Here is a 15885-nt window from a genome sequence, read left to right as displayed (position 1 = left end):
ATTAGAGTATCAGCATCAGGATTTAATTTGGCAAAAGGAAACATCAACTGGGCTAATTTAGGTTCTAGGGCATTTACTACTCCCAGAATGAGGTAAGAGGAAGGACGCTTCCCGCCATCGGGGGTATAAACCGATTCCACTGCCATTTGCAAGGTAATCCAGTCACGGTTGACTTGAAAGAACTGTAACCACTTTTGTTTGATTGAATCCGTAAAACTATCAAAGAAGGCCATAATCTCCCCCATCCTGAAGAGGTAAATTGTTTTATACAATCATCAAGTCTAATTCCTCTTCCGGATTTGTTACCTGTGGTTTACTCGGATTTAAATAAAAATCTGACAAAAGTGAAAAAAGTTCACGATCAGGGGCATCGTTCGGAACGACACCTTCAGGACGCGCTAATATCTGATCAGCTATACTTAAATAATAGTCGCAAACGTATCTCAGGGAAGGATCTGACTCAGCCATCTCAAACAGCGTTTTTCCTTTAACGCGGGAAACACGGATATCTTCTATTAAAGGCAATACTTCTAAAACTGGCATTGGTACGGCTTCTACGTATTTTTCAATTAAGTCACGTTTAGCAGTACGATTACCGATTAACCCCGCTAGTCTCAGGGGGTGAGTTCTGGCTTTTTCACGGACGGAAGCAGCGATGCGGTTAGCAGCAAATAAGGCATCAAAACCGTTGTCTGTAACGATCATACAGTAGTCGGCATAGTTCAAAGGTGCTGCAAAACCACCACAAACCACATCACCGAGAACGTCAAATAAAATTACGTCATATTCATCAAAAGCGTTAAGTTCTTTTAAGAGTTTGACTGTTTCACCTACCACATAACCACCACACCCCGCACCGGCTGGGGGTCCTCCAGCTTCGACACAATCAACTCCACCATAACCTTTATAGATCACATCCTCTGGCCAAACATCTTCGTAGTGATAGTCTTTCTCTTGTAGGGTGTCGATGATAGTAGGAATCAAAAACCCGGTCAGGGTAAAGGTACTGTCGTGTTTAGGGTCACAACCAATTTGCAGCACTTTTTTACCCCGTTTAGCTAGGGCTACGGATATATTACAGCTGGTTGTAGATTTACCGATACCGCCTTTTCCATACACTGCTAATTTCATTTTTCTTTACCTCTAATAGTTTCTTTTCTTAGCTTGTACCTTTACCCAGCACTCAACCAGTTATGGAGATGTGTGAGGTCTGTGAGTGCCATTATTGTGCAAATTCCTAGAAAAGCAAAGGGTCTAAAAATCATCAAATCAAAGATAATTGATTTATTACAAAGATATTTTGATAATTAAGGCTAAAATAAACTCTAAAATCTCTAAAAAATCTTAAAAAATTGATTTATTGATATTTTTAAATTTTTTATATAAAAATAGTTACAAAAGACAAATTAGCTAAAATAGTATTTTATTAATGGTTTCCATAGAATTATTCAATCATTGCCCAAGTTTATTAAGCAGCAAATAAGATGTTATTGCTGATGAGCATAACTATCGTCAGTGCATACCAGGAGAATAGACTTGAGATTTGAGAGAGGATATAAATTTAGGGTTTTTGGGACTGGAGGAACACAAAAGTAATCTGCATCTATCTTTGATCTCTGAGTATCTGCGATCATTGTTGTTAATTAATATTAAATATTCAAATATCTGAGAAAAGTTAATCAAATCATGAAATAGTTAAATTTTATGTATGATCATGTAATGTTATTAATTTTTTCCAGATCATTAATTTCCTGTAAAGATTGCCAGCCGGCGTGCCATTGAGAGTTATCCTGTAATAATTTGGCATTGATCCAAAAACGCACATTAGGGTCACAAGCAGCTACCATTTCCGCATAGACCCACTTACCCTGATTTTTACGGTTAACAACTTGAAAATGTCGCCAACCATCAACTTTTTGCTGTGCTGTCCACTTAGAACCCAGTAAATGAGGAAACTTTTGTTTTTTGGGCATTGGTGATTGGTGATTGGTGATTGGTGATTGGTGATTGGTGATTGGTGATTGGTGATTGGTAAAAATTAATATAATTTCTCGAACACCCAAACATCATGTTTATAGACTCTTTTCTCTGCGACTCTGCGCATCTGCGTGCAACAAAAAGCATTAAGCAAAATTAGACAAAAAAGAAAAACTTTCACCAAGGTTTTACTTATTTTTTAACTTATACTTATAATTTACCCTTGGATTGTACATATATCATACCACAAAAATCTTGTGTGTCAATATCAATCCTGAAACGACGGAAACTCGTTGATAATTGATAGTGATTCTCAAGATTATTGAGAATAAATGGGGCTAATTCTCAATAAACCACATCGCACACTTTTTTTCTAGATCAGAGATTTAAAAAACTTATATATTGTTGAGGTGACAGTTGACAGGTGACAGGTGACAGGTGACAGGTGACAGTAAATAATTAATTATCAATTACTCATGATCGGCTTAAACTAAATAACTGATAACTTGGGATAATACTACATAATGAGGATGGGAAGACCGATCCAGAAAAAGGCTAGGGTATTTTTACAATGACGATATGAAAGTCAAATATCAAAAAAACTATGCAACCGACTAATCCGAACCAATTTACAGAAAAAGCCTGGGAAGCGATCGCGCAAACTCCCGAAATAGCTAAACAGTACCAACAACAGCAACTAGAAAGCGAACATTTAATGAAAGCACTGCTGGAGCAGGATGGACTTGCTAACGCTATTGTCACGAAAGCCGGTGCAAACATCCCAAAAATCAGAGATTACACAGAACAATTTATTTCCCGTCAACCCAAAGTATCAGGAAGTAGCACATCTGTATATTTGGGTAAAAGTTTAGATACATTATTAGACAGATCTGAAAAATATCGCCAAGAATTTAAAGATGAATATATTTCCGTTGAACATATATTATTAGGATATGCTAAAGATGACAGATTTGGTAAAAGTCTACTGCAAGAAATTGGTTTAGACGAAGGCAAATTAAAGAATACTATTAAACAAATTCGTGGGAGTCAGAAAGTGACAGATCAAAGTCCAGAAGGAAAATATCAATCTTTAGAAAAATACGGACGTGACTTAACAGAAGCAGCACGTCAAGGAAAATTAGATCCGGTAATTGGTCGGGATGATGAAATTAGAAGAACCATTCAAATTCTGTCCCGCAGAACCAAAAACAACCCTGTATTAATTGGTGAACCTGGAGTTGGAAAAACCGCCATTGCGGAAGGTTTAGCACAGCGAATAGTTGCGGGTGACGTTCCCCAATCTTTGAAAGATAGAAAATTAATTGCTTTAGATATGGGAGCGTTAATTGCTGGTGCAAAATTTAGAGGAGAATTTGAAGAAAGACTCAAAGCCGTATTAAAAGAAGTTACCGAATCTGGTGGAAATATTGTATTATTTATAGATGAAATTCATACCGTTGTCGGTGCAGGTGCAACCCAAGGGGCGATGGATGCAGGTAACTTATTAAAACCCATGTTAGCACGGGGTGAACTGCGTTGTATTGGGGCGACAACTTTAGATGAATATCGTAAATATATAGAAAAAGATGCTGCTTTAGAAAGACGTTTCCAACAAGTTTATGTAGACCAACCAGATGTACAAGATACGATTTCTATTTTGCGGGGTTTAAAGGAACGGTATGAAGTGCATCACGGGGTAAAAATTTCCGATAGTTCTTTAGTTGCTGCTGCGACTTTATCGAGTAGATATATTAGCGATCGCTTCCTGCCAGATAAAGCTATTGACTTGGTAGATGAAGCTGCTGCTAGACTGAAAATGGAAATTACATCCAAACCAGAAGAGCTAGACGAAATTGATCGGAAAATTCTCCAATTAGAAATGGAGAAACTGTCCTTACAAAAAGAAAGTGATTTAGCTTCCCGCGAACGTTTGGAAAGACTAGAAAAAGAACTTGCCGACTTTAAAGAAGAACAACGCGCACTCAGCGCCCAATGGCAATCTGAAAAAGATATTATCACCAAAATTCAATCTATCAAAGAAGAAATTGATCGAGTTAACTTAGAAATTCAACAAGCAGAAAGAAACTATGATCTTAACCGCGCTGCTGAGTTGAAATATGGTAAACTCACAGAATTACATCGACAATTAGAAACCGTAGAAAGGGAACTTGCTAACGCCCAAGGAACAGGAAAATCTCTATTACGGGAAGAAGTCACCGAAGCGGACATTGCTGAAATCATTTCTAAATGGACAGGCATTCCTATTAGTAAATTAGTGGAATCAGAAAAAGAAAAATTACTGCATTTAGAAGATGAACTACATCAGCGAGTAGTGGGACAAAGTGAAGCTGTGACTGCGGTAGCTGATGCCATTCAACGTTCTCGCGCTGGACTTGCTGATCCTAACCGCCCCATTGCTAGTTTTATTTTCCTTGGACCTACGGGAGTTGGTAAAACAGAATTAGCTAAAGCTTTAGCTGCTTATATGTTTGACACAGAAGAAGCTTTAGTCAGAATTGATATGTCAGAATACATGGAGAAACACGCAGTTTCTCGGTTAATTGGTGCGCCTCCAGGTTATGTTGGTTATGAAGAAGGTGGACAATTAACAGAAGCTATTCGTCGTCGTCCTTACGCAGTAATTTTATTCGACGAAATTGAAAAAGCGCACCCGGATGTATTTAACATTTTCCTGCAAATTTTAGATGATGGTCGTGTCACTGACTCCCAAGGAAGAACGGTAGACTTCAAGAATACCATTATCATCATGACTAGTAACATCGGTTCTCAATATATTCTGGATGTTGCTGGGGATGATTCAAGGTATGATGAAATGCGTCATCGAGTGATGGAAACAATGCGGAATAGTTTCCGTCCTGAGTTCTTGAACCGCATTGATGAAATTATCATCTTCCACGGTTTACAAAAATCAGAACTGCGAGAAATTGTGCAACTACAAGTAGATAGACTCAGACAAAGATTAACTCATAAAAAAATGTCCCTGCGACTTGCTGCATCTGCACTAGACTTTTTAGCAGAAGTTGGTTATGATCCTGTATTTGGTGCGAGACCATTAAAACGTGCCATTCAAAGAGAGTTAGAAACCCAAATTGCTAAAGCTATTTTGCGGGGTGAATTTAATGACGGTGATACAATTTTTGTTGATGTGCAAAATGAACGTCTAGCTTTTAGTCGTTTACCAGTGGAAGTGTTTAGTAATTAAGTCAGGAGTAAAACCCTTTTTTAATCAGAGTTTTATGATTAATTGATGTCCTAACTACTCTGTGTACGGCTATAATTTAACTGTGGAGAAAAATTGAAAAACCTAGTTTTTAAAAACTTTTAAAGGCTAGGAATAATATCCCCGACTTTTTAAAAAGTTGGGGTTTTGAGTTATAAATCATCAAAATAAACCATAAACTAGGAGTGTGATCTGTGTCTTTAGAACAAGTTGAAAGTTTTTATGAAATGTTAAGTTCAGATCCCGGTGTTTATGATCTGTATTATAAAAATTGCCGTCAACCCGGAGTTTTTGATAATTCTCACTGGGATACAAAAAAAATAGTTAATTTCGCTGCTACTTTTGGCTATATTTTTACCGAAGAAGAATTACAGGACTTTTGGTTTGCAACTGAACCTGTAACAGTAAGTCGTAAATAGGTGATTGGTGATTGGGAAAATACAAATAATTTCCTCTGCTCCCCAGTTTCTGCCCCAGTCCCTAGTCACCAGTCCCCAACAACCAGAATTCCAAAATAGCTTTTGCCTGTAGACATTACTGTTATTGACTTAAAATCAGCACTTGTCGCATTTTACGCATATTTTCTGGTAATTCCAAGTTCATTGCTTGTTGAATAAAAATTGAGGGGATGGGAATATTCGGTGTTGCTTGCACTGTATAGGCTAACAAAGTTCCATTTCCCATGTCTTTAAGTTCTAAGTTGGCATGGAAATCTTCAAATGTCCCTTTTTCCATGCGAAATTGTATTTGCTGTCCTAAGACTTCAACAACGCTGAGATAAATTTCTACTTGGGCAGTGAAAAATAAAAATGCTTTCTGTGCTGTTTGATATAGGCGCTTGACATCACCCTTGGTTATGATCTCGCTTTTGGTGATGTCAGGGAAATATTGCACCCAACGGGGATAATCTGTAATCTGCTGCCAAACGTTGGACCGAACTAAGGGTAAGTACATCCAAGCTGTGACAGCACCACCCCAGAGAGTATGCGATCGCGTTTGTAGCAAAATTTCACCTTGGATCAGTGACTTTTGTTTGTCTGGACTCCACAACATATCTAACCCTTTAGAACCTTGAATAGTTGATGAGATATCAGATACAGACATAGTGTTTTTCTCTACCCCTCAAACAATATTTATTAACCAAAAACTGAATCAAACATTTAAATCTTCTAAAAAACCAGAGTTTGAAAGTTTCAACCAAGAAATTTCAGGATTTAAACCTACTCATTTTTAATTACAGTTCATTTTATTGATTTTCTGGATATAATTTGATGGAAGTTGATTCTATCTACAAACTCTTGCACCCTGTATTTAAATCTACCTGTTTGGCAGAAATGACTTACAGTATCATTTTTTCTCTCTTTCCCATTCTCTATTTCCTACCCAAAGAGATATGAACCTGCAACAAGCAAACGTGATATAATTTTAATAGAAAATGTAACTTTTGCTGAAATTGCCAGAAAAATCCAGTGAATCAATCTTCATTAAATCGCAAATTAACTCAAATCTTGGGTATCCTTCTTGGTATGGGAATAGCCTTATGGATACTCAGAGGCTTGGGTATTCTCACTTTTATTCCTGGTGGTGTGATTTGGCTATTGTTGTTTGGGGCGTTGGGGTTAGGCATTTTCAGTTATTTTCAACGCAGATTATGGCGTTTTTAAGATCCGTCCTCAGCAATAAGCAAGTAAATATAGATTGATAAGCTGTTACACAGCTAAATTGTATAATCCTAATATTCTGAACTCTTGTTTAACAGGCAAGATGCCTGTTCCACTTATACAAATTAAATGCACAACAGCTTATCAAAATATAAATATAGTGATAAATATAGTGATCCGATTTGATTCATGAATTTTTCGTAGATGTGGGGAACAGGGAACAGGGAACAGGAAAGAAGGCAGTATGTACGGAGTTCTGTTCAAAAATCAAATAGGAGTCCTATATATGGAATACTATGGAATAGTGGAAAGCTGAAATAATTAGTTATTAGGGCGCACAACCATGAAAAAATATATATGTACGGTCTGCGGCTATATCTATGATCCAGAGGTAGGTGATCCTGATGGTGGTATAGAACCAGGAACAGTTTTTGAAGATATCCCAGAAGACTGGGTTTGTCCTGTTTGCGGTGCTGCAAAAGAGGATTTTACACTTTTTGAAGAGTAAAGTAAGATTATTGAAAGATTTTTAAAGTTGTCACCCTTGCAAATTGTAGTTATTGGTGGTGGGGCGGCGGGTTTTTTTGGTGCGATCGCCTGTGCTGAAGCTAACCCCCAAGCCCAAGTTACTTTAATTGAAGCCAGTCGTAAACCACTGGCAAAAGTTCTCATTTCTGGTGGGGGACGCTGTAACGTTACTCATGCTTGTTTTACTCCTGAAGAGTTGGTGCAAAATTACCCCAGAGGTGGTAAAGCTTTGCGGGGTGCTTTTACTCGTTTCCAACCTCTTGACACCGTAGCTTGGTTTGCGGCTCATGGTGTAAATTTGAAAACTGAAGCTGATGGGCGGATGTTTCCCATTACAGATCGTTCGGAAACTATTGTAGAATGTTTGATTAAAGCTGCTTTTAATGCTGGGCTAGAACTGAGTATTGGTACTCCTGTAATTTCTGTGAACCGAAAAAACGAGGGTTTTGAAGTTATTTTCAAGTCGGGAGAAACGAAATATTGCGATCGCATAATTTTAGCTACTGGTAGCAGTTTAATAGGTTATAAAATCGCTAGAGAGTTAGGTCATCACATCGAAACCCCTGTTCCCTCTTTATTTACTTTTAACATTGCTGATCCAAAATTACGAACATTGGCAGGAATTAGCGTTAATCCTGTTAATCTGCGTTTATCAATTGCAGATAAAAAACCTTTACAACAAACAGGACCTTTGTTAATCACTCATTGGGGTATCAGTGGACCTGCAGTACTGAAACTTTCCGCTTGGGGTGCAAGAATACTGCATGAAAATCGCTATCAATGCAAATTATACATTAATTGGTTGCCCAACTTGCCACAAGAGGAAGTGAGACAAAGGCTTTTAGCGGTAAAACAGGAATGGGGCAAAAAAGCGATCGCCCTCCATCGTGGTGTTGACTTACCCCATCGACTGTGGCAATATCTAATTAGCCGTATAAGTATTACTACTGAAGACCGTTGGGCAGAAATATCTAACAAAACCTTAAATCAGTTAGTTCAAGAAATATCTCAGGGAGAATACTTAATTAATGGTAAAGGAGTTTTCAAAGAAGAATTTGTCACCTGTGGGGGTGTCAACATCAAGGAGGTTAACTTTAAAACAATGGAAAGTAAGCTAGTTCCGGGTTTATACTTTGCTGGGGAAATATTGGATATTGATGGTATAACTGGTGGTTTTAACTTCCAAAGTGCTTGGACAACCGCATATTTAGCTGGAAAGTCAATGACTCAAACGAGTAATTCCTAACTGTCACCAAAAAAGATCAGATTAAGGCATGATCATTGTCAGAAACCTCAGATGCTCAAAATTAAATCATGTTATTCAGCGAAATTGTTAGTAAATTAAGTGACAATATTCAAGCTCACAGTCTCACCCTGAACCCAGAACTCAACCCAGAAATTACCGGAGTTGCAGCTATAGATGAAGCTACAAGCGGTACTATCACCTATGTGGAAGGGGGAAAATTTGCATCTTTAGTTAATTCTACTGTTGCCAGTGCTTTAATTTTACCTCTGGATGAAAAATTACACACTCAAGCTACAGAAAGGGGTATTGCTTGGTTAGCAACTCCCGAACCCCGGTTATTATTTGCTCAAGCGATCGCTCTTTTTTACCAACCCTATCAACCTACCCCAGAAATTCATCCCAGTGCCGTTATTGACCCCACCGCCAAAATCGGTAATAATGTTTATATTGGCGCTCATGTTGTCATTTCTCCAGGTGCAGAAATTGGTAATGGTGTAATTATTCACCCCAACGTCGTGATTTATCCTGATGTAAAAATTGGCGATCGCACCACCTTACACGCTAACTGTACCATCCATGAACGTACCCAAATCGGTGCAGACTGCGTAATTCATAGCGGTGCTGTCATCGGTGCAGAAGGTTTTGGTTTTGTTCCCACTCGCACAGGTTGGTTAAAAATGGAACAATCTGGTTATACAGTTTTAGAAGATGGGGTAGAAATAGGTTGTAACAGTGCAGTTGATCGTCCCGCAGTTGGTGAAACCCGCATTGGTAAAAATACTAAAATTGACAACTTAGTACAAATTGCTCACGGTTGCCAAATTGGATCAGGTTGTGCTATTGCTGGACAAGCGGGGATGGCCGGAGGTGTAAAAGTAGGAAACAGAGTCATTTTAGCAGGACAAAGCGGAATAGCAAACCAAGTAACAATTGGAGATGGGGCGATCGCCTCTGCTCAAACAGGTATTCATAACAATGTTGCACCAGGAGAAATCGTCTCTGGTACTCCTGCAGTACCACACAAATTATACCTGAAAGTATCTGCTATTTATAGCCGTCTTCCAGAGATATATCAAACTTTCAAACAATTGCAACGTCAACTAGGGAAAAAGTCAGATTAATTTTTTTGTGGAACAGGCATCTTGCCTGTTTTGAATTGATAATATTTTACTACTTTGGATAATTCTAGCTATTAAGCCAATCTTCACCCCCTGGTAATTGAGCAAAATAATCATCTATAACATCAGGTAATTCTCTATTTGTATAGTTATATGTCATTCCTAATAACTCAGTTGCATTTAATATTAATTGGGATTTATTTAACATTTGGGAAATTTGTTTTCGTTTTAAAGTACCATGCAAAACCTCTAAACTAGCATCTGCTATTGCTGGTGTAAGTTCATCTTCTAAATAAGTTTGCCATTCATCTTCATTGATATAATGAGATTTTTGATTATCTTTCAAATTCACCTCTTGAATTTCCAAGATAGCATTACGAATAGAAGCAGCCCAAGAATTGGTTAATTTCTGTTCTATTTGATTCTTAATTAAATGTATGAGCAGAATCTTTAAAAAGGATTTAATCTGCCGCAAAATAGCCTTTTTACTCATTCCCTCTAATTCATCAACAATTGCCAGAGCATCTGTGTAACGTCCTGCTAAAATGCTATTTCTGAGGTCAATTAATTCCTGTGTCATCTGTATTCACCTCAAACTATAAGTAAGAGAATATTGATTCAGACAATCCTTAATTGTATTTTATAGTTAAATTTGTTCATTTGTCTAACTTGAATCAGCCGGTTTTGATATATTCTGGAGATACAACCATCAAAAGTGCGGAGAATCAGAATTGTGAAGTTACATAAACCAATATTAGTGGGAGGACTGGGTTTGTCCGTTTCCCTGTGGATGTTAGACACCTGGCATGATTCAATAGTACAGGTAGGAGAGTTTGGTCTGTTGAGTGCTTTAGTCGTTGGTGGGGGTTTGTGGTTGTTGCAGAAAAATCGCCCCCAGATTGGTGAACAGCTAGATAATATGGTTATAGATAGGTCATCTGTAGAAAATGCAGTCAATAAAACCCAAGCTATCATCAACCAACTCGCACAAGAAGCAGTCAACCATGCCAGCTTAACAACTTTACGTGAACAACTGGAACAATTACTTTTAGAGTTGGATAGACGAGAAATTCAAATTGCTGTTACAGGTGGTAAGTCTGTAGGTAAAAGTACAATTATTCAAACTCTCAAAAATGTAGAAACTTTATCTACAAACTCTCTACATTTTGTAGAAACAGCACCTTTATTTACAGGAATGAATGAAAATTCTGATGCGGTTACATTATCAGAACTGCAAAAATCTGATTTTGTTTTATTTCTTACCAATGGAGATTTAACAGATTCAGAATTTCAAGTTTGGCAACAATTAAAAGCTGTAAAACAATCAGTATTGCTGGTTTTTAATAAACAAGATCAGTATATAGTAGATGAACGCGCTACAATTTTGCAATCCTTGAAACAAAGAGTTTCTGGTAATGTAGTTGCAACTTCCGCTTCACCTTTACCTGTAAAAGTGAGAAAACATGAAGCTGATGGTTCTGTACAAGAATGGATGGAAAAACCAACACCAAACATTCAAGAATTAACAGAAAAATTAGTTGAAGTTTTAACACAACAAAAACAGCAGCTAGTTTGTACAACAACAATGCGGAAAGTGCTGTTACTCAAAGCGGAAGCGAAAAATTGTTTAAATAGCATCAGACGCGATCGCTCAACACCCATCATAGAACAAAATCAGTGGATAGCTGCTGCTGCTGCTTTTGCCAACCCAATTCCCGCTTTGGATATATTAGCAACTGCGGCTATTAATGCACAAATGGTAATGGATTTAGGTAATATTTATCAACAAAAAATTTCCTTAGAACAGGCGCAACAAGTAGCGGTCACTATGGGAAGCTTAATGTTGAAATTAGGATTAGTAGAATTATCTACTAGAGCAGTAACAGGTATTCTCAAAACTAATGCTGTCACCTTCGTTGCAGGGGGAGTAGTTGAAGGTGTGAGTGCTGCTTATTTAACCAAAGTTGCTGGTTTAAGTTTGGTTGAATATTTTGAACAGCAAGAAATAGCATTAGAAACAGGAACTGGTTTAAACCTGGAAAAATTACGCCAAGTTTTGCAAAATGTATTCCAGCAAAATCAAAAAATTGCTGTTTTGGAAGCATTTGTTAAACAAGGTGTGAAACGGTTATTACCAGAAACAAAACCAGTTGAAGTATTGGGATAATTTTGTACACAGAAATTACAAACCCGCTTGCAGTGGAGTTATTCCCAAATAAAAAGCGGGTTTTATTGTCAGAATTTAGCAGTCAGAAGTCAGAAGTCAAAATATTTTTTAATCACTCAAATTTCATGCGATTTTGAACAGATTTATTTTGTGGTAGGGTTTATGATAATGTCTGTGATTTTCTCAGATGTTGAAACTATTGGTAAATTTATGACACCTCAAGAATTTTTGGATAATTTAGCTACAGCAAAAACAGACTCAGAAAAACTTGTTGTTTTTGCAAGATACCTAGACACAACAGCATTAGATCATGCAACCACCCCCAGATGGAAAAGTTTAGCTTACAGTATGGAAATTCAATTTGCACTCAATAACCTTGCTTTTCATTTAGAAGCATTAGCTGAAAAAGCAAATTAATGATTGAAAATAATACTTAATAGGTATGATTTTTTTGTACCTATCAAGTAATTATATTTTTTGGTTAAACTCTCCTAAATACCTGATTTATCAATTCACAAATTACTTAAATTAGTTAAAGCTGACGATAAACGGCAAATAAATAATCATTATATTTGTGTTCAACCTCAAGATTAGTAAACGCCCAAGCGATTGGATAAGGTTTTTGATATTCTCCTAAAATATTGATCCTGTGACAAACACCAGGAATTTTGGTTAAGTATTTGTTGTTTAAAGGTGAATCACAAACAAATAAACCTCTAGCTGTGTATGTTGTACCTATGATATTTAAGCTATGATTAATTATGATTGCTACATAGTATTTATCATCAGCAGAATGCAGCACTTGAACTAAGTCATTATGAGTAATACCAAGTAAACGAGTAGGTAATTTAAAATCTGCGCTGGTGTCTAAGGGGAGGTTTTGAGTCTTTACCCAAGTGATAATTTCTTGATGTTTTTTCAATGCTGCACGTTTTTGGAAAAAATATTTGATCTGGGTAAATAAATTAGCGATCGGGTATATCAGTTGTAGTGCGATTAATATCAAGGTCATGAATATTCTTTGGAGTTTAAACATTTTTTACACCTGTTTGTTATAATTGAGATTATAAAACATTTTAATTAATCTATAGTTGTAACATACTATGCAGCCTAAACATCCTTGGTTACAAAAATGTATACAAAAGCTGGAAGAACTACCTCAGATAGAGACAACAACAACTATAGAACCTTTTTTAGAAAACACTCTAGCGGATGGGTTGTTAACAATATATACGCCTCATAACCAAGTTAAATATTTAGTTGAAATTAAAGCATCCATCACTTTAGATACAGTTGATGCAAATATTAATTATATCAATCATCTGAAGCAAAAACTGAGCAGTGATAAGAGAACATTGCTAATTACAGACACACTTTCTGATGCTGTTGTAGAGTCATTACTAGAAAACAATATAGAATTTATTGACACGATAGGTAATATTTACCTTAATAATTCGTCCTTATATATTTTAGTTAGAAGTAGTTCACAACAGAGCAAAAAATTACTATCTGCTCCTAAAATTACTACCAGCGCCCTAAAAGTTGCTTATGCTTTACTTCAAGATCCAAGTATTTTACAATATCATAATTTAGAACAAATAGTAAACGTTGCAGTTGTTGATTCTACGACTGTTAAACTCAGTCTTTTAGAACTGATAGCGAATGCTGCGGGAGTTGATACTAAAACAGTAAAACGCAGTCTCGAAACTTTGTATCAACTGAATTATTTACAGCGTCAACGCAGTGGAACATATCGGATTGAAAATTACACAAAGCTATTAGAAAGATGGGAAATGGGGTATATAGAAAATTTACGTCCAGAACTTTTGATAGGAACATTTACCCCTAGAGAAAATATAAATGTAGATTTTCATAGCATATCACAACGAATATTAGCAATAGCAGAAGATGAAAAAATTATAATTGGAGGAGAATTAGGTGCTGCAATACTCACAGGGTATTTAAAACCTATCAGCATGACTATTCATATTCCTGAAGAATACAATTATCGTGTGATCACAACCATGTTGCGTCTCAAACCAGATCCCAAGGGGAATATTATCATTTTGAAGCAATTTGGTAATAAAAATCAACCTAAATATAACTCATCTGAACCTGTAGTAGATCCGTTACTTATTCATGCAGAATTGTCTTTAAATCCAGATACAAGACTCAAAGAAACAGCTAAACGTTTGTATGAAAAATATATTATTGTCAGACAAGAAATTGCAGAAATGGTATAAAGATGAAAAACTTATATACTCAAATTGACTCAGAAACTAAAAAATTCCTCACTGATTTTAAATCTATCATTGATTCTTTAGAAGTTCCTATGTTATTGATAGGCGCTCAAGCAAGAATATTAATATTTGATAGTCAATATAAAGTTCAAGGTCGTGCAACTAAAGATTGGGATGTGGCAGTAAAATTAGATAATTGGGATAAATATAAGCTGTTAATAACCAAAATGACAACTGGAAATAATCCTCTATTTAAGATAACCAGCGTCACTCATAAGTTTATTCATATTGAAACTGGACTAGAAGTTGATGTTATTCCTTTTGGTAATATCAGTAAACCAAAGCAGGAAATTAACTGGCCTGATGGTAATCAAATGAGTATTTTAGGTTTAGAAGAAGCTTTTGCAAATACAGAGATTATAGTAATTGACAACGTAGAAATTCGGGTAGCTGATATTGACGCTTTTATCGCTTTGAAACTACTTGCTTGGAATGAGAGAAAGGAAAAGAAAGATTTGAAAGATATTATTACAGTCCTGCTAAAGTCTCCCAATGAAGAAGATGAACAGCGAGTTTATGATGAATTTATTGATGAAATTATAGAAGGAAGATTTGAAGTAGATGAAGCGGCTATTATTTTTATAGGTAGAAATATTCAAAGTAAATTTAAAATTGAAACTTTTAATAAAGTCAAGGAAATTGTTAGTACAATACTAGAATTTCAAGATAAATATATTTCCGAATGTGTACCTAAAACTCCAGATGTTCAAGAATGGGATGAAAATTTTGATAAAATAGTGAAACGTTTTGAAGCATTGCAATATGGGTTCACTAATTTTTCTGAATGATTGATTATAGGAGGTTACACTTTTTTAAGTTATTAATTGATTTATAAGAAAATCTCACGCAAAGGCGCAAAGACGCAAAGAGTTAAATTTTGCATTTTGCAACTAACCCGCCTACAATTGAAATCGTAGGCTAATAGCCAAAGTCCACTAAAGTGGACTGAAAATCAATCTTTAGTCTACTTTAGTAGACTTGAGCTATGAGACTCTTAATTCATTTCTTGGCAGATTATTATATTATATACATCAAATTTGATTTACAATGTAGTTCAATATGACAACATTAGTAAAATTTTCCATCCTTGTTTATTATGAAAATTAAACCTACCATATTTTCCTTCTTCTCCGGTTCAGGTTTCCTCGATTTAGGATTTGACAATACAGGTTATAAAATCGCATACATTAACGAAATATTCCCCCCTTTCATGTCTGCTTATCGCTATTCACGGGAAATTCTTAAACTCCCATCTCCTGAATATGGATATCATGAGGGTGAGGAAGCAGATGTCAGTAAATTAACTCAAGGAAATGCGGCACAAAAATTAAATGAATTAGTCAAAGATTCCCGAAAATCAAATAATATAATTGGCTTTATTGGTGGTCCACCTTGTCCTGATTTTTCTATTGGTGGTAAAAACAAAGGACATTTGGGGGATAATGGTAAATTATCGGAATCTTATATTGAGTTGATTTGTCAAAATTTACCTGATTTCTTTTTGTTTGAAAATGTTAAGGGTTTATGGAGAACTAAAAAACATCGTTTATTTTATGAATCTTTGAAAATTAAATTACAGCAATCTGGTTATATTTTAACAGAACGTTTAATTAATGCTATTGAATATGGTGTACCTCAAGATAGAGA

General features: G+C 36.0%; 17 protein-coding genes. 11 read left to right on the top strand and 6 right to left on the bottom strand.

All coding sequences use genetic code 11. The annotated features are described in order from the left end of the window. From FFR48_RS17270 to FFR48_RS17260, 3 genes are all read right to left on the bottom strand, one after another. Nucleotides 1–233: DUF5331 domain-containing protein (locus tag FFR48_RS17270; RefSeq protein ID WP_162501911.1), on the bottom strand; the 233-nt coding region annotated here is incomplete at its 3' end. A 31-nt stretch (nt 234–264) separates the two neighbouring features. Beyond that, complete coding sequence (gene bchL, locus FFR48_RS17265; RefSeq protein WP_096572308.1) at nt 265–1131, bottom strand: ferredoxin:protochlorophyllide reductase (ATP-dependent) iron-sulfur ATP-binding protein; 867 nt, start codon at nt 1129–1131, stop codon at nt 265–267. A 581-nt stretch (nt 1132–1712) separates the two neighbouring features. Then, nucleotides 1713–1973, bottom strand: coding sequence for a TIGR02450 family Trp-rich protein (locus FFR48_RS17260; protein WP_137668222.1), 261 nt, complete (start codon nt 1971–1973; stop codon nt 1713–1715). A gap of 608 nt (nt 1974–2581) precedes the next feature. On the opposite strand from FFR48_RS17260, the gene clpB reads away from it, so the two are divergent. Then, nucleotides 2582–5200 (top strand): ATP-dependent chaperone ClpB, encoded by a 2619-nt coding sequence (clpB, locus tag FFR48_RS17255; protein WP_137668221.1) that lies wholly within the window; start codon nt 2582–2584, stop codon nt 5198–5200. A gap of 212 nt (nt 5201–5412) precedes the next feature. Further along, entirely contained in the window at nt 5413–5637 is a 225-nt protein-coding gene (locus FFR48_RS17250; RefSeq protein WP_137668220.1) for a Nif11-like leader peptide family natural product precursor, read from the top strand. A gap of 121 nt (nt 5638–5758) precedes the next feature. Here FFR48_RS17250 and FFR48_RS17245 read toward each other — a convergent pair whose 3' ends face one another. After that, entirely contained in the window at nt 5759–6322 is a 564-nt protein-coding gene (locus tag FFR48_RS17245) for an SRPBCC family protein (protein ID WP_096572304.1), read from the bottom strand. A 365-nt stretch (nt 6323–6687) separates the two neighbouring features. Here FFR48_RS17245 and FFR48_RS17240 point away from each other — a divergent pair, with 365 nt between their 5' ends. From FFR48_RS17240 to lpxD, 4 genes are all read left to right on the top strand, one after another. Then, entirely contained in the window at nt 6688–6882 is a 195-nt protein-coding gene (locus tag FFR48_RS17240) for a hypothetical protein (protein ID WP_096572303.1), read from the top strand. Nucleotides 6883–7222: 340 nt separating this feature from the next. Continuing rightward, a complete protein-coding gene (rd, locus tag FFR48_RS17235; RefSeq protein ID WP_096572302.1) occupies nt 7223–7387 on the top strand; it encodes a rubredoxin in 165 nt (54 codons plus the stop codon). A gap of 27 nt (nt 7388–7414) precedes the next feature. Then, the gene (locus FFR48_RS17230) at nt 7415–8653 is read left to right on the top strand and encodes a BaiN/RdsA family NAD(P)/FAD-dependent oxidoreductase (protein WP_137668219.1); all 1239 of its coding nucleotides are present in this window, start codon (nt 7415–7417) and stop codon (nt 8651–8653) included. Between the two features lie 68 nt (nt 8654–8721). Next, the gene (gene lpxD, locus FFR48_RS17225) at nt 8722–9774 is read left to right on the top strand and encodes a UDP-3-O-(3-hydroxymyristoyl)glucosamine N-acyltransferase (protein WP_137668218.1); all 1053 of its coding nucleotides are present in this window, start codon (nt 8722–8724) and stop codon (nt 9772–9774) included. A gap of 64 nt (nt 9775–9838) precedes the next feature. Here lpxD and FFR48_RS17220 read toward each other — a convergent pair whose 3' ends face one another. Beyond that, the gene (locus tag FFR48_RS17220) at nt 9839–10351 is read right to left on the bottom strand and encodes a DUF29 family protein (protein ID WP_096572299.1); all 513 of its coding nucleotides are present in this window, start codon (nt 10349–10351) and stop codon (nt 9839–9841) included. A 210-nt stretch (nt 10352–10561) separates the two neighbouring features. Between FFR48_RS17220 and FFR48_RS17215 the strand changes: the two genes are divergently transcribed. Both FFR48_RS17215 and FFR48_RS17210 read left to right on the top strand, forming a co-directional pair. Further along, nucleotides 10562–11938 (top strand): YcjF family protein, encoded by a 1377-nt coding sequence (locus FFR48_RS17215; protein WP_096572884.1) that lies wholly within the window; start codon nt 10562–10564, stop codon nt 11936–11938. Nucleotides 11939–12148: 210 nt separating this feature from the next. Beyond that, complete coding sequence (locus tag FFR48_RS17210) at nt 12149–12355, top strand: hypothetical protein (RefSeq protein WP_096572883.1); 207 nt, start codon at nt 12149–12151, stop codon at nt 12353–12355. Between the two features lie 115 nt (nt 12356–12470). On the opposite strand, the gene FFR48_RS17205 is transcribed toward FFR48_RS17210, so the two are convergent. Continuing rightward, nucleotides 12471–12950, bottom strand: coding sequence for a hypothetical protein (locus FFR48_RS17205; RefSeq protein ID WP_236104095.1), 480 nt, complete (start codon nt 12948–12950; stop codon nt 12471–12473). Between the two features lie 91 nt (nt 12951–13041). On the opposite strand from FFR48_RS17205, the gene FFR48_RS17200 reads away from it, so the two are divergent. From FFR48_RS17200 to FFR48_RS17190, 3 genes are all read left to right on the top strand, one after another. Further along, on the top strand, nt 13042–14181 hold the full coding sequence (locus FFR48_RS17200) for a type IV toxin-antitoxin system AbiEi family antitoxin (protein WP_137668217.1): 1140 nt from the start codon (nt 13042–13044) through the stop codon (nt 14179–14181). 2 nt (nt 14182–14183) lie between these two features. After that, on the top strand, nt 14184–15026 hold the full coding sequence (locus FFR48_RS17195; protein WP_137668216.1) for a hypothetical protein: 843 nt from the start codon (nt 14184–14186) through the stop codon (nt 15024–15026). A gap of 308 nt (nt 15027–15334) precedes the next feature. Further along, the coding region (locus tag FFR48_RS17190) for a DNA cytosine methyltransferase (protein WP_137668215.1) at nt 15335–15885 on the top strand (551 nt) is incomplete at its 3' end.

The sequence above is a fragment of the Sphaerospermopsis reniformis genome (assembly GCF_005402885.1).
Taxonomy (GTDB): domain Bacteria; phylum Cyanobacteriota; class Cyanobacteriia; order Cyanobacteriales; family Nostocaceae; genus Sphaerospermopsis; species Sphaerospermopsis kisseleviana.
The sequence above is the reverse complement of the archived record's forward strand: the minus strand, read 5'-3'. Positions and strand labels throughout refer to the sequence as shown.

What these genes read in the sequence shown, in the direction of transcription:
- bchL (WP_096572308.1), bottom strand. Translation starts at nt 1,131, where the DNA reads ATGAAATTAGCAGTGTATGGAAAAGGCGGTATCGGTAAATCTACAACC.
- FFR48_RS17260 (WP_137668222.1), bottom strand. Translation starts at nt 1,973, where the DNA reads ATGCCCAAAAAACAAAAGTTTCCTCATTTACTGGGTTCTAAGTGGACA.
- clpB (WP_137668221.1), top strand. Translation starts at nt 2,582, where the DNA reads ATGCAACCGACTAATCCGAACCAATTTACAGAAAAAGCCTGGGAAGCG.
- FFR48_RS17245 (WP_096572304.1), bottom strand. Translation starts at nt 6,322, where the DNA reads ATGTCTGTATCTGATATCTCATCAACTATTCAAGGTTCTAAAGGGTTA.
- rd (WP_096572302.1), top strand. Translation starts at nt 7,223, where the DNA reads ATGAAAAAATATATATGTACGGTCTGCGGCTATATCTATGATCCAGAG.
- lpxD (WP_137668218.1), top strand. Translation starts at nt 8,722, where the DNA reads ATGTTATTCAGCGAAATTGTTAGTAAATTAAGTGACAATATTCAAGCT.
- FFR48_RS17220 (WP_096572299.1), bottom strand. Translation starts at nt 10,351, where the DNA reads ATGACACAGGAATTAATTGACCTCAGAAATAGCATTTTAGCAGGACGT.
- FFR48_RS17215 (WP_096572884.1), top strand. Translation starts at nt 10,562, where the DNA reads ATGTTAGACACCTGGCATGATTCAATAGTACAGGTAGGAGAGTTTGGT.
- FFR48_RS17210 (WP_096572883.1), top strand. Translation starts at nt 12,149, where the DNA reads ATGACACCTCAAGAATTTTTGGATAATTTAGCTACAGCAAAAACAGAC.
- FFR48_RS17205 (WP_236104095.1), bottom strand. Translation starts at nt 12,950, where the DNA reads ATGACCTTGATATTAATCGCACTACAACTGATATACCCGATCGCTAAT.
- FFR48_RS17200 (WP_137668217.1), top strand. Translation starts at nt 13,042, where the DNA reads ATGCAGCCTAAACATCCTTGGTTACAAAAATGTATACAAAAGCTGGAA.
- FFR48_RS17195 (WP_137668216.1), top strand. Translation starts at nt 14,184, where the DNA reads ATGAAAAACTTATATACTCAAATTGACTCAGAAACTAAAAAATTCCTC.